Source organism: Lysinibacillus sp. NPDC097162, from assembly GCF_044762185.1.
In the GTDB taxonomy this organism is placed as follows: Bacteria; Bacillota; Bacilli; order Bacillales_A; family Planococcaceae; genus Lysinibacillus.
Genome location: NZ_JBIWDT010000002.1, coordinates 324,803 through 348,704, shown reverse-complemented (window position 1 = coordinate 348,704; position 23,902 = coordinate 324,803). Strand labels below are relative to the sequence as shown.

Below are 23,902 nucleotides of genomic sequence, written 5' to 3'. Positions count from 1 at the left end.
TAAAGTTAATAGAAAGTGAAAATAAAAATGGATAAATTTGTATTGCTCCTAATTGGCTCATTTTTTGTAATCGGAGGTATTGATTATATTACCGGTAATCATTTAAAACTGGGTCGGAAATTTGAGGAAGGCATAAAAACCATGGGGGCTTTAGGGCTTGGTATGATAGGAATACTTTCTTTAGCACCTATCTTAGCAAATTTTTTATCCGCTAAGATTATTCCACTATGTCAAGTATTTCATTTAGATCCTTCTATCATTCCTGCAGCTTTTTTAGCTGTAGATATGGGGGGCTATCAAATGGCTGAGGAGCTAGCAATGACAAAGGAAATGGGAGCATTCTCAGGAATTATCATTGCTTCTACTTTAGGAGCCACAATTAGTTTTTCAATTCCTGTCGCTTTAGGAATGCTTTCGAAAGAAGATGAAAAATTTTTTTCTAAAGGTGTTTTGGTTGGAATTATTACGATACCAATAGGATGCCTTGCAGCAGGCTTATGGCAAAAAATGAATTTTAATCTATTAGCATGGAATCTGGTACCTATATTTGTTTTTGCCATTATTTTAGGGGTTGGATTATTAAAAGCTCCGCATGTGTTTATAAAAGTTTTTAATGTATTTGGCAAGCTTATAATGAGTCTAAGTGCTGTAGGATTACTTTTACAAGGTGTAGATGTAATATTTGGTGTTAAGCTCGTTTCAGGATTAGCACCTCTATCTGAATCTATGGTAATAGTAGGAAAAATCGCATTTATTTTAGCTGGTGCATATCCTATGCTAGAACTGATTAGTCTAATTTTTAAAAATAGGTTTAAAAAAATAGGGAAGAAATTTGGTATTAATTCTGCGGCGGTAGCAGGCATTATCGGAAATTTAGCTAGCAATTTATTAATATTTGGCACATACAAGGATATGAATCCTAAAGGAAAAGTAGTATGTACTGCCTTTGGAGTAAGTGGAGCGTTTGTATTTGGTGGCCAATTTGGATATGTGTCAGAAGTAGCCCCAGAAATGTTAGGAGCGTTTATAGTTTCGAAACTTACTGCAGGCTTATTAAGTATAGTACTAGCCTTATGGCTGTTTGATCGTGAAAATAAAAAATTTAGTCTTAAGAATAATGGAGGTATTAGTAATGAATATTAAAAATAGAGTCGAAAAGCTAAGAGAGCTAATGCAAGAAAATCAAATGGATGCTTATATAATTCCAAGTTTTGATGCACATCAGAGTGAATATATAGCAGAACATTGGAAATGTAGAGAATGGATATCAGGATTTACAGGGTCTGCAGGTACAGTAGTGATTACGTTAAATGATGCTGGATTATGGACGGATGGCAGATACTATATTCAAGCTGAAAAGCAGCTTGAGAACTCGGGAATTAGATTATTCAGAATGGTAGATCCAGGGGTACCATTTTATTCAGAATGGCTAGCAGGTGTTCTGAATGAAGGAAGCGTTGTTGGCTTTGATGGAAATGTTTTTTCAATAGATATGGTTAAAAAGATGGAAGAAGATTTAAAAGCAAAAGGTATCGAATTAAAAATGGATCAAGATTTTATTGGTGATCTGTGGGAAGATAGACCGGAGATTCCTAAAGGTTCAATTTTTATGCATGACGTAAACTATGCAGGGAAATCTCGAGTAGAGAAATTAAATGAAGTAAGAGCAGAAATGAAAAATAAAGGGGCAAATTATTATATTTTAACTTCCCTTGATGATATTGCGTGGCTTTTAAATATAAGAGGTAACGATGTGCCTAACAATCCAGTTGCCATAGCCAATGTAATTGTAGCGGAACATAAATGTTATTTATTTATTAATTCGTGCAAGGTTCCAGCTTTGGTTAAATCGGAACTAGAGGTAGAAGGAATTGAAGTAAGAGAGAATGATGAAATACAAACATTCTTGGAAAATCTTTCGCACGAAGATGTTGTGATTTTAGATACAAATAAAACAAGTATCAGATTATTTAATGCCATTAATAAAAAAACAAAGAAAATTGAAAGTCCTAACATTACGACGAATTTAAAAGCGATTAAAAATGACGTCGAGATAAAAAATTTAAAATGGTGTGAAATAAAAGATGGTTTAGCTATGGTGAAATTTATAAAGTGGCTAAAACACTTTGTAGATAAAGAAGAAATTACAGAAATTACGGCAGAAGAAAAATTAGAAAATTTCAGAAGTGAACAAGAAGGTTTTGTTGGACCTAGCTTTGATACGATTGCAGGTTATAAAGAACATGCAGCGATGATGCATTATAAAGCTAATCAAGAATCCCAACATACTTTGAAAAACGAAGGACTATTTTTAATTGATTCAGGCGGGCAGTATTACGATGGAACAACAGATATTACACGAACGATCGTTTTAGGGAAACTTACCGAAGAACAAAAAAGAGATTTTACTTTAGTGTTAAAAGGCTTTATAGCATTAAGCTCAGTAAAATATTTATACGGAGCTACAGGCTCTAACTTAGATGTTTTAGCAAGACAACCAATTTGGCAGTATGGTTTGGATTATAAGTGTGGGACAGGGCATGGGGTAGGATTTTTCCTAAATGTTCATGAAGGGCCACAAAGCATTCGCAGTACTAATCATGTTACATTAGAAAAAGGCATGATTGTTACGAATGAACCGGGAATATATCTTGAAGGTAAACATGGAATTAGAATTGAAAATATGATGTTAGTAGTTGAAGACGAGAAAACAGAATTTGGTCAATTTATGAAGTTTGAAGCAGTTACGTATTGCCCTATTGATTTAGCGGGTATCAATAAAGATATGTTAACAGAGAGTGAAAAGCAATGGTTAAACAATTATCATCAAGAGGTTTACACAAAGCTAGCGCCTTATTTAAATGAAGAAGAGAGTGCATGGTTAAGAGAAGAAACGAAAGAAATAGAATAGACAAACAACATGGGTGCCAGGCACTCGGAATAAGTGCCAGGCACTCAAACAATTTTGAAAAAGCCTCATTAAATATAACTATAGGGTTGCTTGATTCTTACAAAAGAACAAGCAACCCTACAAAGTAATCTATTACATTTTGAATAACCATGCTAAGTGAAACGAAACAGAACATGGACTGCAACTATAGGATGCATGAGTCCTGTTTAGCTAGCTATTTTCCTATTTTTTGTGACTACGCTCTAGTTACTTATTGAACATATCGAATAGTCCACCGATACCACCTTCACCTGCTGACTGGCCGCCACCGCCTTGTGAAATCGGAGCAGCTGCAAAGACGCGACTTGCTAAACGGCTAAACGGTAATGATTGAACCCAAACAGTACCTGGACCGCGTAATGTTGCGAAGAAGATTCCTTCACCACCAAATAGCGCAGTTTTTACGCCGCCAACCATTTCGATATTGTAATCAACGTCAGAAGTCATCGCTACTAAACAACCTGTATCAACACGCAATACTTCGCCAGGCTGTAAAGTTTTTTGATGAATTGCACCACCTGCATGTACGAAAGCCATACCGTCGCCTTCAAGTTTTTGCATAATGAAGCCTTCACCACCGAAGAACCCTACGCCAATTTTTTTCTGGAATTCAACACCAACTGAAACGCCTTTAGCAGCCGCCAAAAAAGCATCCTTTTGACAAACAATTTTCCCTTTTAGTTGACTTAAATCCATAGGGATAATTTTCCCAGGATATGGCGATGCGAAATAGACATGACGTTTACCTGAACCAGCGTTCGTAAATGTAGTCATGAATAAGCTTTCACCTGTCACAAGACGTTTACCTGCTCCAAGTAATTTCCCCATAAAACCGCTTTGTGAACTACCTCTTGAGCCATCACCAAAAATTGTTTCCATCTGAATAGCATCATCCATCATCATTAAGGCTCCTGCTTCTGCTACTACCGTTTCTTGCGGATCTAGCTCAACTTGCACATATTGCATGTCATCACCAAATATTTTGTAGTCGATTTCATGGTTATTCATAATGTAATTCCTCCAATATCATTTATTGTTATTGTATACGATTATTAGACAGGATAGTTTCAGTACATAATTAATAATTTTAGAAAAAAAGGGAATAAGCTAGAAAATGTCGAATATAAAAAACTAGAATGTGTATTATTTATCTTTGCATCAGTTGTTTCTATATAGTGATGAAAGTATGCACTATCTATTTGAAATTGCTGGACAAAGATAAAGCCTTTGGCAATTGTCACCGATATTTTTCACCAACGTTGCTTCGTGATTAGATTTAAGAATCATGGGGTTGCTTTAAAATGAAAATTCGGAATTTTGACACTTTGTAACTGCATATATGTTATGTAGTGCACATAGGAAGCAATAGCGGCAGATATTTTCTGTAGCGAAAGCAAAAGGTACGTGGAAGCCAAAGCATCATAGATTTATCAGGGGGTGTTTGTAATGGAAATTAAAAACTATATCGGTGGTAAATGGGTTACACATTCGCATTTACAAAGTATAGCAGTGACAAATCCTGCAAACGGAGAGCACTTAGCAACAATACCGCTTTCAACTGCAAATGAAGTGATGGAAGCGGTAGCTGTAGCGAAGGCTGCACAAAAACAATGGGCACTTGTGCCAGCACCAAAGCGTGCAGATTATTTATATGCCATCGGTCAACGGATGAAAGAAAAGAAAGAATATTTGGCGACCGTTTTAACAAAAGAAATGGGTAAAGTGATTGAAGAAGCAAGAGGGGAAGTACAGGAAGGAATTGATATGGCTTATTATATGGCAGGGGAAGGGCGAAGGTTGTTTGGGGAGACAACACCGTCTGAGCTTGCTAATAAGTTCGCCATGAGTGTGCGAGCACCAATAGGCGTAGTTGGCCTAATAACACCGTGGAACTTCCCTGTTGCTATCGCTACATGGAAATCTTTCCCTGCCCTTGTCGCGGGCAATACGTTCATTTGGAAGCCATCTAATGAAACACCAATGATGGCGTATGAAATGGGGAAAATTTTTGAGGAAGTGGGCTTACCGGAAGGGGTAGCAAATATTATTTTTGGTACAGGGCCAACTGTAGGGACAGCATTGATTGAGCATCCAGATGTTAAAGTGATTTCGTTTACTGGCTCTACCACAACGGGAAGTAAGGTGGCGGAACTTGGTGGGAAGCATTTAAAGAAAGTGTCACTAGAGATGGGTGGAAAAAATGCTGTAATTGTCATGGACGATGCAGACTTACAGCTTGCTACAGAAGCGATATTATGGAGTGCATTTGGTACAGCAGGTCAAAGATGTACAGCATGTAGTCGTGTGATTGTGCATAAAGATGTAAGAGAAGAATTAGAAAACCGTCTATTAGAAGCAATGCAGTTTTTAACAATTGGAGACGGTTTAGATGAAAGTGTGAAAATTGGTCCGGTGATTAATAGAGCGGCATTGGAAAAAATTAATCATTATGTACAGATTGGTAAACAGGAAGGTGCAACCTTATTAACAGGAGGCAAAATTTTAAACGAGGCTCCTTATGATAAAGGGTTTTACTATGAGCCAACATTGTTTACCAATGTCAAGCCTCATATGATTATTGCACAGGAAGAAATTTTTGGACCGGTCGTCTCTCTTATTGAAGTTGCCAACTTAGATGAAGCAATTGAAGTCAATAATGGTGTGAAATTTGGCTTATCAAGCTCTATCTTCTCACAAAATGTTAATACGATTTTCCGCGCTCAACGAGACTTAGATACAGGGATTGTTTATATCAATGCAGGTACGACAGGTGCTGAAATCCATTTGCCTTTCGGGGGAACGAAAGGAACTGGAAATGGACATCGAGATTCTGGTGTAGCAGCATTGGATGTCTACACAGAATGGAAGAGCATATACGTTGACTACAGCGGCAAATTACAAAGAGCACAAATCGATACAAAGTAACAGATCAATGAAAGGGGATGTTCATGATGAAAGTTGTTGTATTAGGTGCAGGATTGATGGGGAAAGAAGTAGCTCGTGATTTAATAAAAAATAACAATGTTGAACGTGTTATTTTAGGAGATATCGACGTAAATACAGCTCAAAAATTTGTAGATACATTAAATACAGATAAAGTTGAAGTAGTAGAGCTGCATGCGGAAAGTGATGACTCATTAACATCTGTTATTGCAAAAGGTAATGTTGTTGTGAATGCACTGTTCTATTCGTTCAATGAACGTGTGGCAAGGGCTGCGATAGAGGCAGGTGTTCATTCCGTAGATTTAGGAGGACATATCGGTGGTGTAACTGACAAGATTTTGGCATTACATGAAGAAGCAAAGGCAAAAGGTGTGACAATCATTCCTGATTTAGGTGTAGCACCAGGTATGGTGAACATATTAGCAGGCTATGGCGCAACAAAACTAGATGAAGTAGAATCTATTAAACTATATGTAGGAGGCATTCCTACAGAGCCGAAGCCACCTTTGCACTATACGCGTGTCTTTTCTCTTGATGGTGTATTTGACCACTATACACAGCCTTCTAAAATGATTCAAAAAGGCAAGCTTGAAGAAGTTCCATCATTATCAGGAATTGAACCTATATATTTCGATGGTTTTGGTGTGCTTGAGGCATTTTATACATCGGGTGGTATTTCCACTCTTTATAAGACATTCCCAAATGTCCACACATTAGAATATAAAACGATTCGTTATAAGGGGCATGCAGAGAAATTTAAATTATTGGCAGACTTAGGATTTTTAGATGCTAGTAATAATGTAGAGCTGGAAAATCAAGAAGTGCCTGTAAGAGCGGTTGTCAGGGAAGCACTGAAGAAAAAGCTTGAACTTGGAACGAAGCCTGATGCGGTGCTATTACGTGTAATAGTAGCAGGTGAAAAGGCGCAACAGCAGGTCACATATGAGTACGAAATGGTCGTACGTAAAGATATGACAATTAATGAGACAGCGATGGCTCGTGCTACAGCGAATACAATTTCTGTAGTAGCACAAATGATTGGCGATGGGCTTATTACAGAACGTGGAGTATTTGCTCCAGAAACCATTGTACCAGGTGAGCCGTATATTAAAGAAATGGCTAAGCGTGGTGTTGTCATTAAGGAAACATCTCATAAATCTGCAATGATTGTGAAATGGTAGGTGAAGGCCTTGAATTTCGAATTTACAACAGAGCAGGAAATACTAAGAAAAACTGTACGCCAGTTTGTTGATGATGAAATAATGCCACATATTGCAAAGTGGGATGCAGAGGGGAGCTTTGATGCAAGCATATGGTCAAAGCTTGCTGAGCTCGGATTTATGGGTGTATGCGTACCTGAAAAGTACGGTGGCAGTGGCATGGATTATAATGCACTTGCTATCGTTTGTGAGGAACTTGAACGAGGGGATACAGCTTTTCGAACGGCTGTATCCGTCCATATAGGTTTAAATAGTATGACGTTAATGCAATGGGGCACTGAAGCGCAAAAACAGCAATACCTTGTGCCACAGGCGAAAGGTGAACGTATTGGGGCATTTGGGTTGACTGAGCCTGGTGCAGGTTCTGATGTAGCGGCAATGACTACCACCGCAGTTCGAGATGGTGATTGTTATGTGTTAAATGGGCAAAAAACGTGGATTTCTTTATGTGATATAGCTGATCACTTTATTGTTTTTGCCTATACAGACAAATCGAAAAAACATCATGGCATCAGTGCCTTTATTGTTGAACGCTCAATGGAAGGCTTTTCATCCAAGGCGATTAAAGGGAAGTACGGAATTCGTGCAGGAAATACAGGAGAACTTTTTTTCGAGGACTTGCGCATTCCGGTTGAAAATCGTTTAGGTGAAGAGGGAGAAGGCTTCAAAATTGCCATGTCTGCATTGGATAATGGCCGCTTTACAGTAGCAGCGGGTGCAGTTGGTCTTATTCAAGCGTGTATTGAGGCAAGTGTGAAATATTGTCATGAGCGTGAGACATTTGGCAAGCCAATCGGTGAGCATCAACTTGTCGGCCAAATGATTGCCAAAATGGAAGCAGGCTATCAAATGAGTCGTCTGCTTGTTTATCGAGTTGGTGAGTTGAAAAATAATGGAATTCGCAACACAAGGGAAACTTCGTTGGCAAAGTGGCAGGCTTGTGATTTTGCCAATAAGGCAGCAGATGACGCGCTGCAAATTCATGGTGCGTACGGCTATTCAGATGACTATCCTGTTGCGCGTTATCTTCGTAACTCTAAAGCGCCAGTAATTTATGAAGGTACACGAGAAATTCATACCATTATGCAAGCCGATTATGTACTTGGTCGACGGAACGATAAGCCGTTAGCCAAAATGTTACCTAAATGGCCATTTGATGAGTAAAAGAGAGGTATTATATTTTTTAATGTTAAGCTAACCAATTAATTAGTTTAGCTGAGATGCTCGACAAAAGGCGTCAAGATTATTTCTTGACAATGCCTTTTGTCATTTTTTTATTTTTAGGTGCCAGGCACTCACGCAATTCTCAATTCTCAATTCTTACTCAATTTTATGTATTGGTAAGAAAAAAATCTACGGTTTGTAATAGAAATCAACGGCAGTAGCCATCTACAGTCTGAACTGAACTTCGAATAGGAAATATTTTATCAACCTTTATTTAAATGCCACAGTAAGATATTTATAATAAAGTAGAATGTTCTTCCAGAAGGAGCGCATTAAGTGGATTTGAATTTCGGAGAAAGGAATCTTTGTATATGTCTAAAATGGTTAATATGCTTTCTATATTATGGCTCCTTAAAACAAGGAAACAATTGACTGCAAAGGAGCTAGCTGAAGAATTAGAAATCAGTATCCGCACGGTATACCGTTATATTGATGCTCTATGTGCAAGTGGCGTACCAATCATTTCAGATGCAGGGCATAACGGTGGGTACAGTTTACTAAATGAATTTACAAAGGCCCCTTTATTTTTTAACCCGGATGAGCAGAAAGCGCTTGTACACGCTGCAAAATTTGCAATAGATGCCGGGTATCCTTTTAGTGAAACTTTAGATGAAGCCATTTCTAAATTGAAAATGTATACAAACGAGGAACAACTGAATCATATTAATAATCATTTAAGAGGATTTGAAGTTATACATCCGACTGTTGCACCTTCTTTAAAATCTATTCTTCAAGATTTAGAAATGGCTGTTGCAGACAGTTATAGTGTAAATATCGTTTATCATAAAGAAAGGGAGATTGAACCTCAATCTCGTTATATCGACCCTTATGGTATTGTATATTGGAAAAGTAAATGGTACACAGTAGCTTATTGCCATTTGCGGAAAGAAGTGCGGAGTTTTCGAATTGATCGTATTCAATCATTGTCCAAAACGGATCGAAAATTTGATCGGCCTTTTGGATTCTCAGCACGTTCTTACTTTTTAAAAGACCTTTTACCTGATTCGAATCAGCTTGATAAACTCGTTTCAGTCCGTATCGAAGGTAATGCACATGTGCTAGATGATTTATGTCAGCATTGGTTATTCAATCATGCTTTAATAGAACGAAAAAATAATCAGGCTCTATTTAAGGTCGATAAAGAGTCCATTCATCGTTTTGTACCTTACTTTCTTCTTCCCTATGGTAAATCACTTACTATTTTGGAGCCAACTTTATTACAGGAAAAATTGAAAACTATTAGCTTTGAGTTATTCAAGCATTATCAAAATACTTCACTTCACTGACCGTAGTTGTCAGTGAAGTTTTTTTATACTGTAAATGTTCAAAGCAAAATTATTAGGAGGTATAAAAATGATGAATGATTTAAAATATCAATTTTTTATTGCAGGTACACCTGAGGAAGTTTGGAAAGCACTTATCTCTCCAGAAGGTACAAAACAAATTTATTATGGTTCTGTCATTAACTCTACATTTCAGGTTGGCGACCTTTTGGAATATGTCGGCCCAGGTGTAGATGGAGATAAAACAGTACATGTATACGGCAACGTATTGGAATATGAACCAAATCGGTTACTGCGTTTTACTCACTATCCTGGAAAGTCTTATGTAAAGGGAAATAAAGCATTGGAATCAAGAATTTCTTATCTTTTAGAGACTGTTGGATCATGCACGAAATTGACGCTTATTCATGACCAATGGAAAGAAGGCGATACCTCCTATGACAACAGTGACATAGCTTGGTGGATGATTTTAAGTAATACAAAAACTTTAGTAGAAACAGGTAGCACGCTAGATTTTGGTGAAGGTTTATAAGAGGAGAAGGAAGGACAGTCCTTATTATCAACCATTAATAAATAATCCATTTTGATAATACTTTTATCAAAATGGATTATTTTTATTTACCGACAAGCTGCTCGAAGTTTTGTTTCAATGTATCGCTTTTATTTTTTTATAAAATTTTTTCTTTAAATGTAACTTTATAACACTTCAGTAGTCTAATTATAAAACAAGTATATGAAGGAGTGGAAAATAATGAGAGGTAAATGGTTAGCCATAATGATTATCGTTGTTTTAGCTGTTTTGCCAGGGGTCTTCACATTTATGGTTTCCCCAGAAGCGCATGCTAAAGCAACAAGTACAATTATATCAACGCAAAGTTGGACAGCATCCTTTACACAAGCTTTAAAATCAAAAAATATAACGGATGAATTTGTCTATGTTACCGATGAAGCGGGGCAAAGAGTGACAGCAACAATTACGTTGGGAGAAGATAAAAAATCACTTATTGTTAGTAAACTTTCTCCTGGTAGTTATCGATTACATGTAAATAAAGAAGCATTCGCTTATAGTACGCTTAAGACGACATCCCATGATATTGCATTTACCGTTATTGAAAAACTAGAGCCTGTAAAATCTGAAAAAGAATTGCAACAATATTTTGAAGCTATTATGGCAAATGGTAATAGGGAGCCCGAAATGGGCATTCTTGAGGATAGTGCCTCAAGCAGTAAAGATAGCGCACCTTCAGCTAATAGTTCTTCTACGACAAATAACCAAGTAGAAGGTGTCGAAGAGGGCGATATAGTAGTTGTGAAAGATGGTTTTATTTACGCTATAAAAGACCAAAGTATAACTGTTGTTGATGCAAATAATCCTAAAAACTTGAAGCTGGCAACGACAATTAAACAAAAGGAATCTCAATATATTGTGAAGTTAGCATTATACGATAATGTATTAATTGCAATAGGAGAAGACTACATTGAAAAATCAGGCACAAGCATGTCGACGGCCGTTTTTTATGATATTACAAATCCGAAAAATCCAAAATTTATTCGTGAAGTTGCTCAAGAGGGCTATTTACAGGATATGCGAATTACAAATGATACGCTGTATTTAATCGGCAATATGCATCCAAATTATTGGATTCTTCAAGAGGAAGGAACGCAAGATTTAAAGCCAAAAATGTATGATAGTGTAGACAGTGAGGAATACAAAAGCTTACCTCTTGATAAGATTTCAATTTTACCAAACACAATGGATGGCACGTATAGTTTAATTACAGCAATTAATTTAAAAAATGGAGCTAAAACTTCTGCTAATACTAAAGGTTATTTAGGAGGTAGTAGTGGACTTTATATGTCAGAAGATGCGCTATATTTAACTACACCAATTTATGATGGCAATCAAGCAGTTCCATTCGGAGGTATCATGGACAGAATCTGGATGCCTCTATCAAGTAATACACAAGTATTTAAATGGGATTTAGATGGAACAGCCATGAACTTTGTTGGTACGAGTGAAGTTAAAGGCTCTGTGTTAAACCAATATTCAATGGATGAGTACGAGGGGAATTTCCGCATTGTTACGACTGAAGGCAACATGTGGGATGAGAAAAATATTTCCCGAAACCATTTGTTTATTTTAGATAAAAGCTTAAAGGAGATTGGTGCAGTAAAGGATTTGGCGCCAGGGGAAAAAGTGTATTCAGCACGCTTTATGGGAGAGAAAGCATATGTCGTAACATTTAAACAAGTTGATCCACTATTTGTTATCGATGTAGCAAATCCGAGAAAGCCAACAGTACTAGGTGAATTGAAAATCCCAGGGTTTAGCAACTATTTACATCCATTAGATGATACACACCTAATTGGAATTGGTTATGATACGGAAGAACGTTTTGATCCTTATACGAAGCGTAATTTCACGGTAACAACTAATATGAAAATGTCGCTATTTGATGTTACAGATTTTAAAAACCCAAAAGAGCAATCTACAGTGAAAATTGGTGGAAAAGGCTCTTATTCAGACGTACAATACAATCCAAAAGCATTGTTCCGCAATAAAGAATATCATTACTTCGGCTTCCCAGTCGTGCTTTATGAGGCAGGGAAGGACGATGAAGTTGTATACCAAGGTCAAGGTGCACAAATTTATGAAATTACAGCGGAGAAGGGCATTGCACTAAAAGGAAATATCATTAATAAAAGCACGGGTGAGCCATATGAAAATTGGGAGCAAAACGTCCAACGTGTAGTTTATGTAGAGGATACTTTATACACAATTGCACGCAATGAAGTAAAGAGCTACCAATTAAAAGATTTCAAACCGCTTGATACACTAAACATCAATTAATGGTAGCAAAGGTGGTGACTCCTGCGCCGAACAAACAAAACGTAAGACGTAACAACCCTCGCGTTAGCGGGGGAGCGTCTTACTGTTCTAAGCGAGAAGAAACCACCAAAACGGACATCAATGGCATAGCAAAAAAGTGTTAGATTGATTTTAGTCAATCTAACACTTTTTCTATTCATTGACGATATGGAAGAATTTCAGATACTGTAACAAATTCATAGCCCTCTCCTTGTAAATAGGCGAGTACAGCATCGAGTCCATCTGCTGTTGATTGATGAATATCATGCATTAAAACGATGGAGTTATTGTGCAAATTACTTTTAATATACGTTAGTAATAATTGTGAATTACGATGTTTCCAGTCCAATGTGTCAATACTCCATAGTACTACAGGAACTGGTATTTTTTCATTTATTTCATCATTGGTCGCTCCATATGGTGGTCTAAAAACGGTTGCGCCCTGATTAATTGCTAATTCAATTTCATTAGCTGTTGATGTATATTCTTTTAATACTTGTTCTAACGGCATTTTTGTCAATACAGGATGGTTCCATGTATGGTTTCCAATTTCATGACCACGTGCAAGAACATCTCTGGCGATATCAGGATAGTGTTTTACGCGACTGCCAAGCATAAAGAATGTAGCTTTAGCATCGTATTTGTCGAGCGTATTTAAAATTTGCTCTGTAACTTTTGGATGTGGACCGTCATCAAATGTTAACGCAATACGTTTAACATTTGGATCTCCTGGGGAAACAGGAGGTTTAGTTGGTTCCATTGTCTCCATAGCAATTTGGAATTCAGAGGCTAACAATGGATTGATAAGTGAAAGTGAAAGCTTCACTATAGGTGCACCTGCTGATCCACTTGCAATTTCATATTCGTCAAAGTAAAAATGTATCGAATCATCGACAATGGCAAACCGATTAAAGTTTTCCCACTTTGGCTCCGTCACTTTAAGTAGCTCATCTTCATTTAGTACTTCTTTTAACTGAAGGTTTTGTTGTAAATCTTTGCGAACATAGGCTGCTAAAGTTGATAAGTTATTGTTATCGTTTTGTAATAACGTTTGTATATTAATTTGTTCACCTGTCTCGTTATTATAGAAAAATGTTGTTGTTGAAACGACATGATTAGCTCCGCCTAAATACTGCATTTTCGTCAAGACAAATGAATAGTAGTGCTCGTGATATGGGAAGGTCTCTAAATTTATAGTAAGCTCACCCTTAGCCTCTTTATTCTTATTATTTTTCATAGATGACAGATAGTTGTCTTTAGCATCCGTAATATATTGTAGTACGGTCTCGTTAAAAACTTTATTTTCTGTTTGTGGATAGTGAACGGCAAAAGGTGAGCGTTTATCGTTAGAAACGTCAGATACAATACGTATGCCAGGAAACGCAGAGTTTTCTGTGGATAAATTAGATTCACTATTTGTGTCTTTCGAGGCACTTATTTTTTGAAATTTAAATTCGTCCTTAGATAGTATAATAACAAGGATGATGGATATTAATGTAACAATGAGCCCAATTAACAATAAATCAATTATTGGGCGGCGTCTTTTTCTGCGCTCCTCTATCAATGTTGGTTTGCTCCTTTCTATAATTATTCTTCTATAAAATCAGACGTACGAGACATTGGAAAAGTTATAGAAATCTACAAATATTTTATATAATTAAATAGAAATATAATAAAAAATAGAATATGTAACAGTTTTTTATAACCACCACGTGAATAACTTATAAAGACTCGATTTTGCAAACTGTATTTTTCAGTTTTTAGCTCAATTAAATTCGACTAATAAATGGATTTTGAACTGAAGGCATTGTATCATTTAGCGACAGATACAATTATTCCAAAATATAATTGATAATATCGAAGATTTTTGGTTGAGTTTTTATTTGCAGTTCGTTACTATATGCAAGGAACCTTTTGAAGGAGGTAGATAACTGGAATGCTATCACATGAAGTGGATAATGAATTTACTATTGACTGCTTGTTACTTGCAGGGCGAATTATGATTGAAAGTGGTGCAGAAACATATCGTGTTGAAGATACGATGCTACGTATGGCACAATCTCAAAATATGCTAGATGCGCAATGTTATGCTACACCTACAGGTATCATTTTTTCGTTAGGCAAGACACAGCCGACGAGAATCACTTCGATTTCCAGTAGGGTTACTGATTTACAAAAAATATCCATGGTAAATTCAGTATCTCGTAGACTCACATCTCACATAATATCATTAGAAGACGCTTATGACGAGCTAAAGACGATACAAAAAACAAATTATTTTTTGCCGATGTATATACAAGTATTTTCAGCAGCACTTGCGAGTGGCTGTTTTCTAATTATGTTTAAGGGTGGATGGTCTGATTTCCCTGCAGCATTTATAGCAGGAGGGTTAGGGTTTCTTACTCTTATTCTAATGAACCATTTAACAAAAGTGAAGTTTTTCTCGGAGTTCACAGCTTCGTTAATTATTGGTACGATTGCTTTTTTTGCGGTGAAATTTAACTATGGTACAGAAATTGATAAAATTATTATTAGCTCTGTTATGCCACTAGTACCAGGTATTTTAATCACCAACGCGGTAAGGGATTTAATGGCAGGTCATTTTATGTCAGGGATGGCAAAGGGAGCAGAGGCGTTTTTAACAGCTTTTGCTATCGGTTCAGCAATTGCCGTCATCCTATCATTTTAGGGGGCGGGAAAAATGGATATATTCGTACAATTAATTGTGAGCTTTTTTTCAACGGCCGGAATTGCAATTATTTTTAATGTTCCTAGAAAAACCTTGTTCCATTGTGGTTTTGTAGGTGTGATTGGCTGGATGATTTATTATTTATTAACAGAGCACGGTATGGATGTTGTAGACGCTTCGTTTTTTAGCTCATTTATCATAGCAATTGTTGCGCATTTATATGCACGTCGTTTTAAAATGCCGATGATTATCTTTATTGTAGCGGGAATAATTCCCCTTGTACCAGGGGGGATGGCTTACAATGCAATGCGAAATGTAGTGGAGGATGATTATTTACAAGGCTTACAGTATGGACTGAAGGCGTTTTTAATTACAGGTGCGATTGTTATGGGCCTAGTATTTGCAGAAGTATTAATGCAGTTTGTGTTTCGGGCTGTACGTTCGAGCAAGTCAAAGCTGAAAAGGACTTACAGAAAATAAATGCTATGTAACTCTAGATTATGAAAAGTAATAAAAAAAGAGCTGCTCCGTAAGTGATTGTATCCTTAGGAACAGCTCTTTATCTTGTTTTTTATTTTACAAGTAGTGCTTCGATTTCTTCTGGTGTAACAGGTTTGCTAATGTGAAATCCTTGAATAGTATCGCAGCCATAAGTAATTAACAGATTAGCTTGCTCAGCCGTTTCAACACCCTCAGCTACCACTTTTAGTTCCATGGATTTGCCTAACTGTATCATACCATGCATAAGCTTTTGTGATTTTTCGGATTTTAATAACGAACTAGTAAATGCTTTATCAATTTTTAATGTATCAATCGGTAAAATTTGCATATAGCGGAATGAACCATAACCTGTACCGAAATCATCTAAGACGAAAGCGATGCCCTCGTTTTCAAGCTTGCGCATTTGTTGTGTAATAAAGGTTGCAGCTTCAGCTTCCAATGCAAATTTCTCTGTAATTTCAATTTGAATAAGGTTTGCAGGACAATTTGTTTTTGCTAACATTTCAAGAATTGACTTGGCCATGTTTTTGTCACGGAATTCGCGGACAGACGAGTTAATCGCCACCTTTAAATTGAAACCAGCCTTCTTCCAAATAAGCGCTTGTTCGCAAGCCTTTTCCAGCATAAACGAACCAATATTGTTTATTAGCCCTGTTTCCTCAGCAATTGGAATGAGCTCATCTGGTGAAACTACGCCAATAACTTCATCTTCCCAACGAACTAGTGCCTCTACAGCTGTAATTTTACCCGTGTAAACGTCAACTTGTGGTTGATAAAGTACTTTTAGGTTTTTCTGATCAAGTGCTTGTAGTAGACGTTTTTCAATTAATGCTTTACGATTTAAAGCTTTATGTGTTGCTTTTGAAAGGGAGACAATTTTGTCGCCACCAGCTTCGCGAACCGTTGTAATCGTTGCGATAGACGCTTTCATTAGCTGTGAGAAGGTAGTTTGATCCTCAGGGAAGCGTGTAATCCCGCAACTAATTGAAATAGGAACTGCAATATTGCTGCTATAAATCGGATGCTGTTGTAAATAGGACAAGAAGCCTTGAATAAACCATTCACTTAAAGGTGTAATGACAACGAAATCATTTTCGTTAATACGTGCCATTGTACTGTCCTGGAAGTACATTTTGATACGATTTGTAAATTCAATAATAAGACTTTGGTTTATTTGTTGATCATGTAATTCTTTTAATGTGTAAAACTTATCGATACTTAAATAGACGAAGGAGAAGTGTTTTTCTTCCTCGATCATTTTGGAAATTACTTTTTCTAGTCGATGAGCATTCATTAAGCCTGTTTCGGTATCTATGTAAGCAATTTTTTCAAGCTGATGTTGTATCGTCTTAGATTTTGTAATATCCTTTTCAATTAAAATAAATTGTTGCTCATTAGCTTCTAGATTAAATGTTGGGATAGCTGTGAGAAGCACCCAATAAGACTGCCCTGTTTTCGTAACTTTTTCAATTTCGCCTTGCCATGTGTGACCATTATTTAAATTGCGCCAAATTGTATTTGTAATTTTTTCACTTACTTCATTTTCAGGGAACAACTGCCAGAATGTTTTGCCGATAACACGCTTTGGTGTCCATTGGCTAATTTTTAAAAACTCTGCATTACATTCTAAAATAAATCCATCACGATCAAGCGTTACGGTCATAAAAGTAGAGTCTAAACCTTGCTTTAAGTCTACATAAGTACTACTGTTTGAAACCGAATTAATCATTAACTCTGGTAACATAAACATAATGAGAATAAGGTGTTCACCCTGTTCAAAGTATGGCTTAGCTAGCATTGCTGTAGTGATTTCTTCATCTGCTTGGGTGCAAACTTGAACCTGATCTATATATGTACTTTCTTCATTTTGTAAAATCGATTGAAACGTCTCATTTGAAAGATTTCTTAGTAGATTTTCATGTATGGATGGAGTAGTATGTCCTGTAATGTCATTGACTGAAAAACCAAATAATTCTTCAGCGTGTTTTCCTGAAATAGTTGCTTGTCCATTTTGTGTTATAACAATTGCAGGAAAAGGAAGTGAATTTATATAATGCTCATCTATCGTAAATGATTTGTGCTTAAGACTCATGATTATTCGATCTCCTTGGGTAATCTATATATACTAATATTATAGAGAATTATCGGGAATTAGTCATTATGAATATATTTGTAAATATTTGATAATCGGAAAAGATAGGACTTTTCTAATGAGATAAATGAAAAGTTTTGAAGAAAAATAACAATTTTTAGTACGTATATAGGAAGCGGGAATTGGATGGAACGATTAAAAGGTATTCTTTTTATTATCTCTGGAGCGATGCTATGGGGGGCAACTGGACCATTAATGGAATGGTTACTCAATCATACAGCATTGACAGTTTCTTTTATGCTGACAATTCGGTTGTCAGTTGCAGGTATTGTCTTACTTACATATTTGTTGCTAACGGGTAAAAATATTTTTTGTATATGGCAACAAAAGCTTTGGAGTAGGCAGCTTGTCATCTTTGGTATCGTAGGGATGCTCGGTGTGCAATACGCTTTTGTCGGAGCTATAAATGAAAGTAATGCAGTTTTAGCTACGTTACTTCAATTTTTAGCGCCAATATTTGTTGTTGCTTATGTCTCTCTTAGTTTAAAGAAATGGCCACCTAAATATCAAGTGTTAGGTATTATTGGCACGTTAGTAGGATTATTTCTGCTACTAACGAATGCTTCATTTGATTCTTTATTAGTTAGTAATAAAGCCTTATTATGGGGAGTAGCGGTTGGATTAACTTTTGCATTTTACACACTATATCCTGCACGTCTTATGAAGGAATGGAATGTGCTCCTTGTTGTAGGATGGGGAATGTTAATTGGTGGTGTAACATTAGGCATATTAAGTCGTGTATGGCAATCAAATCAGTGGATTGTCTTTGCAGATTTAAAAATTACTGGGTTAATGATGGCGTTAATTTTTACAGGTACTTTAGCATTTATACTATTTTTAAGTAGCATGAAGTATATTACAGCTGTCGAGACGAGTATCTTATCTAGTATTGAACCTTTAACGGCGATGGTGATTTCAGTAATTGTATTTGGCACATCGCTAGGATTGTGGCAATTAGTGGGAGTTTTCGTTATGCTTGTATGTGTAACGTGGCTATCTATTGCAGGTGAAAAAGCATAAATTTATTATTTGTGTAGGTTATTTTAACTACCTTCAGTGTAAATGATAGTTCTTCTCAAATAAGGGGGAGAGAATGTGAAAGTAATTTTTTCGTATGTAAAACCATATAAGTGGACTGCAATTTTTGCATTATGTTTGATGTTGATTGAATTATTTGTAGAGCTTGTTCAGCCACTTATCATGGCCAAAATTATTGATGATGGTGTTCGCGGTCAAAATAATGACATGATTATTCAATGGGGAGCCATTTTACTTGTTTTATCTTTTATCGCCTTTATATCAGGCGTCGTCAATTCTTATTTTTCATCACATACTGCGCAAAGCTTTTCTTTTGATTTGCGCAATGCTTTGTTTGACAAAATTCAATCCTTTACATTAGCTACATATCAAAAGTTCTCTACGGCTTCGCTTATTACTCGACTAACTAATGATGTAACGCAAGTTCAAACAGTACTGTTTATGAGCCTTCGGATTATGCTCCGCGCACCACTAGCTGTTGTTGGGAGCATCGTCATGGCTTTTGTTGTCAATGCAAAGCTAGCACTGTTTTTAGTTATTGGTACACCGCTCATTTTCGTTTTCCTTATTTTTATGGTTGCAAAAGGTGTGTCATATTTTGGGCGAGTACAGAAGCGTGTGGACCGTTTGAATCGTGTCCTTCAAGAAAATTTGCAAGCGATGCGTTTAGTGAAGGCTTATTTACGTGGGGCATATGAGGCTACGCGCTTTGAGCAGGTTGCTTCACGATTAAAGGTGGATACTGTCAAAGCTCTGCGTACGATGGAGTATATTATGCCTGTATTATTGTTTGTAATGAACATGAGTTTATTGGCTGTACTTTGGTTCGGTACAAAGCAAGTTGCTGCTGGAACGACACCGCTTGGTGATATTGTAGCTATCGTCAATTATGCAATGCGTATGACAGGTTCATTTTCAATGTTTGCTTTTATTATAATTTTTTATGCACGTGCAAAAGCCTCAGCAGAACGTATGACAGAGGTGCTTGCTGTTGACAATGAAGTAGAAATTACTTCGTCATCTAAAGAAGGTGCAGCTAACGACTTGAAATTAGGCGAATTAGCATTTAAAAATGTAAGCTTCCGCTATCCAGGTACAGACACTGCTGTATTGTCTAATGTCACTTTTCATGTGAAGTCAGGTGAAAAATTAGCAATCATGGGGGCTACAGGAGCTGGTAAATCAACATTACTACAGCTTATTCCACGCTTTTATGATGTGTCGGAAGGACAGATTTTTGTAGAAGGAAAAGATGTTCAGCAATGGGATCTACAAGAGCTACGTGACATTATAGGTTATGTACCGCAGCAATCTTTATTATTTACAGGGAGTATTGCTGACAATGTTCGATGGGGCGATACAGAAGCCGAAATGGACGAGGTGCTCAATGCAACAATGCAGGCACAAATTCACGCATCTGTAGAAGATTTCCCAAGTGGTTATGATACCCGAGTAGGGCAAAAGGGCGTTAATTTATCAGGTGGTCAAAAACAAAGATTGTCTATTGCTAGAGCGTTATTAAGAAAAGGACATATATTAATGCTTGATGATAGTACAAGTGCACTTGATGTTAAAACAGAGCAGGCACTATGGGATGCGCTTAGTGAAGAAAGAGCAACGATGCTCGTGGTCACACAAAAAATTCGGACGGCTAAAGGTGCAGATCATATTTTGTTAATTGATGCAGGCGAAGTGGTCGGATATGGGTCACACGAAGAGCTTCTGCAAACTTCTGAACTGTATAAAAAAATCGCAATCTCCCAACAGGAGGTGGAATAATGGGATTTTTCCAAAAACCTTTTGGCTATGAGCCGATTTTATCGAAAGATGATGTAAAGCAGGTCGTAAAGAAAAAGAAAGGTCCACGTGCAGCAGATTGGAAAAGTACACTTTGGCGTTTATGGAAGATTGTCGATGAACAACGTATGCTATTAATTGTCGTCCTGTTACTCGTAATGGCAAGCTCGATTTTGGCACTTCTAGGACCGTACTTAATAGGCAAAATAATTGATATATATGTGATGCATGGTGAGCTTAAAGGATTAGGTAGTAAAGTTATGTTGCTTGTTGGTATTTATTTACTTTTAGCGGTCGCTTTATTTTTACAAAATTTTTGGATGATAGGGATTGCCCAACAAACGATTTATCGACTGCGCACAAGTGTTTTTGCTCATTTTCAAAAGCTACCGATTTCGTATTTTGATAGACGACAACATGGCGAATTAATGAGTCGTATGACAAATGATATTGAAGCAGTAAGCTCGACTTTGAATAGCTCTTTTATACAAGTATTTTCGAGTGTGTTAACGCTTGGCGGCACGATTATCATTATGCTGAGCTTGAGTCCGTTGTTAACGATCTTAACAATGACAATTATTCCAATTATGTTTTGGGCGATGCGCTGGATTACCCGTCGAACGGCTCCGTTATTTAAGGAACAACAAGCAGCCATAGGAGCGCTTAACGGCATGATCGAAGAAACAATATCAGGGCAGCGAATTGTTAAAGCCTTTTCACAGGAAGAACGTGTAAAGGCAGAATTTCGCGACAAAAGTTTACGGTTGAAAAATACGGGCTTTTGGGCACAGACGTACTCGGGTTATATACCGAAAGTCATGAACTTTTTAAATAATATGAGCTTTACAATTGTTGCAGGTATTGGTGGAGTACTAGCGCTATACGGTCATGTGTCAATTGGGGTAATTGTTATTTTTACAGAATATGCTCGCCAATTTACACGACCATTAAATGATTTGGCAAATCAGTTTAATACGGTATTATCAGCTATAGCAGGAGCTGAACGTGTATTTTCTTTACTTGACGAACAGCCTGAAAAGGAAATGGCTGCTGCAAAAAAACATACATTATTAGGACAGGTAACATTTCAACATGTGTTTTTTAAGTATGATGATGCACAGGAATCCTACACATTAAAAGATATTAATTTTACGATTGAGCCTGGGCATACTGTTGCATTGGTAGGTGCAACTGGTGCTGGAAAAACAACTATTCTACAGTTGATTGCTAGGTTTTATGAGGTGGCAAAGGGCGATGTATTATTCGATGGTGTAAATGTACAGCACATTGATCGGGAGGCACTTCGCTCACAAATGGCCTTTGTGTTACAAGATCCGTTTTTATTCGAAACAACAGTAATGGAGAATATCCGTTATGGTCGTTTAGATGCTAGCGATGATGAAATTGTCGAAGCAGCACAGCTTGCTAATGCCCATGATTTTATTATGAAACTAAAGGATGGTTATGACACTGTTCTTACGGCAGATGGACGTGAGATTTCCCAAGGACAAAAGCAATTACTATCGATTGCACGTGCACTAATTGCTAATCCGAAAATTTTATTGCTTGATGAAGCAACAAGTAGCATTGACACAGTAACAGAATTAGCAATCCAAGAGGCGCTCGATAGGCTTATGCAAGGACGAACAAGTTTTGTAATTGCACATCGGTTGAACACTGTACACAATGCGGATGTTATTTTAGTTATGCAAAAGGGCGAGCTAGTTGAAGCTGGATTACAGCATGAGTTAATTGAATCTGGTGGGATTTATGCCCAAATGCTAAATTCCTCAACACATCATTTAGATGAGTAGTGTGAAGAGAGCCGTGTAGCACGAGTTGTTGGTAAAAAAGGCAGTTAACCTGTCGACCTAGAAAAATCACCGGTAAACCTTTGGATTGCATCGGTAGTAGTTTCGCTTATGTGTTGTCTATAGTGTAGAGTGATTTCTTTTATGAAATCGCTCTTTTTTACAATGGGAGGCATCCTGCCAATAGTAACAGTACATGATTATTCAATATAGTCATTCTGTTTTTTAATAATGTAATTTATTTGAATAAATGTTATAATAATTACAGTAAATATAATTATTTAATTTCTTATAAGGCATCCTATATAATAATTTATAACTAATGCCTTCTAGTAAATTTCATTTACTTTGAAGTACAATAGTAGTATAAATCCTTCTGTTTTTTCTGTATTTGAAGTAAAATTGCTGATTATTAGAAAAGGGTATTATAATTTGTTGCCAGTTTATTTTCTTTCTTGCTACAATAGGGCAATAGTCTGGTTTAAGAACGGAGTAAACAATGAACATTTCAGTAATTACAGTGTCATTCCCGCTGGACAAGGAAACACTGAATGAATTAAAAATATTATGCGAAGAAGCAACCTTAAATGATTATCGTGTATATGAAACGATTATGAATATTCCATTAGCAGGCTCATTTGAATCAAAAGGTTTTATGGTGCTCGCTTATGAAGATGATAATGATGAATTAGTTGGTGCTGCAAGTGCTATTGATTTAATGGGGCTACATACGTATGAATGGTCGTTAGTAGTTTCTCCAGCTTATCGCCAAAAAGGAGTTGGGACAGCATTAGTAAACGTATTACAAGCTGGTCTACAAGAGCGAGGAGCGGAAGGTCAATTAGCAGTAGTTATTGATGGATCTCCCTTTGGACATACATTTATCGAAAAGTGTGGTTATTCATACAGTTTTTCAGAAGCGACGCTGGAAACGAAAGCAGAGTCAGTTGAACTACGAAATGATATTCATATAGCCCCATTTGCAGAAGAACAGACTGAATTGATCACTATTTATAGTGAGGCGTTTGGAGATTTGCCATCAGAATCGGAGGAACTAATTGCCTTTAATACGTCAACGAATGGTCGGAAATTATGGGTAGCACATAAAGACGGTCAAGTTGTAGGTACGGTGGCAACAGTTAAGGAAAATGAAATACAATGGGTGACAGCCCTAGCAGTTCATCCGCAGTATCAAGGGCAAGGAATCGGTACAGCTTTATTGTCTTTTTCAAAAGACTATGCAAGTAAACAAAACGCTAAATTTGTCATGCTTGATGTAGAAATCGAAAATAGAAAAGCGATTTCGATTTATGAGAGAGCAGGCTTTATGAAAGCACAGCAACTAGACTATTATGTGAAAAATTAAATGATGGGTGAGGAGTGAGCAATAAGCTTCACTTCTCACTTTTTTTATTTTTAAGAAAC

The 23,902-nt window shown here is 36.8% G+C and carries 17 protein-coding genes; 14 read left to right on the top strand and 3 right to left on the bottom strand.

Features of this window, described 5'->3' with window-relative positions:
* Positions 1 to 27 precede the first annotated feature (27 nt).
* Complete coding sequence (gene eutH / locus ACIQXW_RS13765; protein WP_401019427.1) at positions 28 to 1,143, top strand: ethanolamine utilization protein EutH; 1,116 nt, start codon at positions 28 to 30, stop codon at positions 1,141 to 1,143.
* A complete protein-coding gene (locus tag ACIQXW_RS13760; RefSeq protein WP_402763011.1) occupies positions 1,133 to 2,911 on the top strand; it encodes an aminopeptidase P family protein in 1,779 nt (592 codons plus the stop codon). The genes eutH and ACIQXW_RS13760 overlap by 11 nt, the downstream gene beginning before the upstream one ends.
* Before the next feature lie 246 nt (positions 2,912 to 3,157).
* On the opposite strand, the gene ACIQXW_RS13755 is transcribed toward ACIQXW_RS13760, so the two are convergent.
* The gene (locus ACIQXW_RS13755; protein WP_340821141.1) at positions 3,158 to 3,958 is read right to left on the bottom strand and encodes a TIGR00266 family protein; all 801 of its coding nucleotides are present in this window, start codon (positions 3,956 to 3,958) and stop codon (positions 3,158 to 3,160) included.
* Between the two features lie 438 nt (positions 3,959 to 4,396).
* Between ACIQXW_RS13755 and ACIQXW_RS13750 the strand changes: the two genes are divergently transcribed.
* The 6 genes from ACIQXW_RS13750 (at position 4,397) to ACIQXW_RS13725 (ending at position 12,471) form a co-directional block, all read left to right on the top strand.
* Entirely contained in the window at positions 4,397 to 5,875 is a 1,479-nt protein-coding gene (locus ACIQXW_RS13750) for an aldehyde dehydrogenase family protein (protein WP_340821140.1), read from the top strand.
* Between the two features lie 26 nt (positions 5,876 to 5,901).
* Complete coding sequence (locus ACIQXW_RS13745) at positions 5,902 to 7,074, top strand: saccharopine dehydrogenase family protein (protein ID WP_340826378.1); 1,173 nt, start codon at positions 5,902 to 5,904, stop codon at positions 7,072 to 7,074.
* 9 nt (positions 7,075 to 7,083) lie between these two features.
* Positions 7,084 to 8,277, top strand: a complete 1,194-nt coding sequence (locus ACIQXW_RS13740) for an acyl-CoA dehydrogenase family protein (RefSeq protein WP_401019416.1) — start codon at positions 7,084 to 7,086, stop codon at positions 8,275 to 8,277.
* A 371-nt stretch (positions 8,278 to 8,648) separates the two neighbouring features.
* A complete protein-coding gene (locus ACIQXW_RS13735) occupies positions 8,649 to 9,623 on the top strand; it encodes a helix-turn-helix transcriptional regulator (RefSeq protein WP_402763006.1) in 975 nt (324 codons plus the stop codon).
* A 70-nt stretch (positions 9,624 to 9,693) separates the two neighbouring features.
* Positions 9,694 to 10,152, top strand: coding sequence for an SRPBCC domain-containing protein (locus tag ACIQXW_RS13730; RefSeq protein WP_402763216.1), 459 nt, complete (start codon positions 9,694 to 9,696; stop codon positions 10,150 to 10,152).
* 219 nt (positions 10,153 to 10,371) lie between these two features.
* Positions 10,372 to 12,471 carry a beta-propeller domain-containing protein gene (locus ACIQXW_RS13725; RefSeq protein WP_402763003.1) on the top strand — a complete coding sequence of 700 codons (2,100 nt, stop codon included), beginning with the start codon at positions 10,372 to 10,374 and terminating at the stop codon, positions 12,469 to 12,471.
* A 175-nt stretch (positions 12,472 to 12,646) separates the two neighbouring features.
* On the opposite strand, the gene ACIQXW_RS13720 is transcribed toward ACIQXW_RS13725, so the two are convergent.
* Entirely contained in the window at positions 12,647 to 14,053 is a 1,407-nt protein-coding gene (locus ACIQXW_RS13720) for a polysaccharide deacetylase family protein (RefSeq protein WP_340821136.1), read from the bottom strand.
* A gap of 372 nt (positions 14,054 to 14,425) precedes the next feature.
* On the opposite strand from ACIQXW_RS13720, the gene ACIQXW_RS13715 reads away from it, so the two are divergent.
* A complete protein-coding gene (locus ACIQXW_RS13715; protein WP_340821135.1) occupies positions 14,426 to 15,178 on the top strand; it encodes a threonine/serine exporter family protein in 753 nt (250 codons plus the stop codon).
* Positions 15,179 to 15,190: 12 nt separating this feature from the next.
* Positions 15,191 to 15,658, top strand: coding sequence for a threonine/serine exporter family protein (locus ACIQXW_RS13710; protein ID WP_340821134.1), 468 nt, complete (start codon positions 15,191 to 15,193; stop codon positions 15,656 to 15,658).
* Positions 15,659 to 15,749: 91 nt separating this feature from the next.
* Here the strand turns inward: ACIQXW_RS13710 and ACIQXW_RS13705 are convergent, their stop codons facing one another.
* Positions 15,750 to 17,771, bottom strand: coding sequence for an EAL domain-containing protein (locus tag ACIQXW_RS13705; RefSeq protein ID WP_402762999.1), 2,022 nt, complete (start codon positions 17,769 to 17,771; stop codon positions 15,750 to 15,752).
* A gap of 186 nt (positions 17,772 to 17,957) precedes the next feature.
* Here ACIQXW_RS13705 and ACIQXW_RS13700 point away from each other — a divergent pair, with 186 nt between their 5' ends.
* From ACIQXW_RS13700 to ACIQXW_RS13685, 4 genes are all read left to right on the top strand, one after another.
* A complete protein-coding gene (locus tag ACIQXW_RS13700; RefSeq protein ID WP_402762997.1) occupies positions 17,958 to 18,851 on the top strand; it encodes a DMT family transporter in 894 nt (297 codons plus the stop codon).
* A gap of 75 nt (positions 18,852 to 18,926) precedes the next feature.
* Positions 18,927 to 20,648 carry an ABC transporter ATP-binding protein gene (locus ACIQXW_RS13695; protein ID WP_402762994.1) on the top strand — a complete coding sequence of 574 codons (1,722 nt, stop codon included), beginning with the start codon at positions 18,927 to 18,929 and terminating at the stop codon, positions 20,646 to 20,648.
* Entirely contained in the window at positions 20,648 to 22,480 is a 1,833-nt protein-coding gene (locus ACIQXW_RS13690) for an ABC transporter ATP-binding protein (protein WP_402762991.1), read from the top strand. Before ACIQXW_RS13695 ends, ACIQXW_RS13690 begins: the two co-directional genes overlap by 1 nt.
* Positions 22,481 to 22,976: 496 nt before the next feature.
* A complete protein-coding gene (locus tag ACIQXW_RS13685) occupies positions 22,977 to 23,843 on the top strand; it encodes a GNAT family N-acetyltransferase (protein WP_401019398.1) in 867 nt (288 codons plus the stop codon).
* The last annotated feature ends 59 nt before the right edge of the window (positions 23,844 to 23,902 follow it).